The organism is Curtobacterium sp. MCLR17_059 (assembly GCF_003234665.1).
Classification (GTDB): Bacteria; Actinomycetota; Actinomycetes; order Actinomycetales; family Microbacteriaceae; genus Curtobacterium; species Curtobacterium flaccumfaciens.
Window position 1 is genome coordinate 1 of the sequence record NZ_QKSU01000025.1, and the last position, 706, is coordinate 706.

Annotated in this window: 1 protein-coding gene; it reads left to right on the forward strand. The window is 68.0% G+C overall.

All coding sequences use genetic code 11. The features are described from left to right. Positions 1–18 precede the first annotated feature (18 nt). Positions 19–702 (forward strand): hypothetical protein, encoded by a 684-nt coding sequence (locus tag DEJ12_RS17745; RefSeq protein WP_110865654.1) that lies wholly within the window; start codon positions 19–21, stop codon positions 700–702. The last annotated feature ends 4 nt before the right edge of the window (positions 703–706 follow it).

Below are 706 nucleotides of genomic sequence, written 5' to 3' on the forward strand. Positions count from 1 at the left end.
AGCAAAGGACTGATCACGATGCGTAAGAGCCTCAAGACCTCCATCACCCTCGCCACGACCGGCGCCCTCGTCCTCGGCGGTGCCGCGTTCGGGATCTCCTCCGCCCAGGCCGCGACCCCGAACGTGCACACGGTGTCCTCGTCGTCCGAGTCGAAGATCCCCGCACCCGTCGCCTCGGTCCCCGAGGTCCTCGGTGGCTCCACCGCCGTGAAGCTCGACTCCGGCTTCACCGACGCCCTCACCGCCCTGAAGCTCACCCCCGGCGTCTCCGGCGATGCGACCCTCGCTGACGGGTCGGTGTCGTTCCCGATCACCGCCGGGTCGGTCACCTACTGGTCGCCGGATGGCAACTACCGCCCGTACGTGCAGGGCCTGCTGAACCACGACGACTCGGGTCTGACCCTGAAGGCCGGCGACACCACCGTCACGCTGGAGAACTTCGTCGTGAACCCGGGCTCGTCCAAGCTCTACGGCGACGTCCTCGTCAACGGCAAGGTCGCCGCGGCCAACGCGTTCCTGTTCGAGCTGCACGGCGGCTCCCTCAAGCCCCTCCAGCTCGAGGGCGACAACGCCATCCTCACCGGCACCACCGTCCACATCTCCGAAGACGCCGCCGGCCTGCTGAACAAGACCTTCGGCACCGACGCCGTCAAGCGCGGCCTCCTCGTCGGCACCGCCACCATCACCGCACAGATCAAGTAACACC

Coding starts and splice junctions, on each gene's coding strand:
- DEJ12_RS17745 (WP_110865654.1), top strand. CDS start 19: ATGCGTAAGAGCCTCAAGACCTCCATCACCCTCGCCACGACCGGCGCC.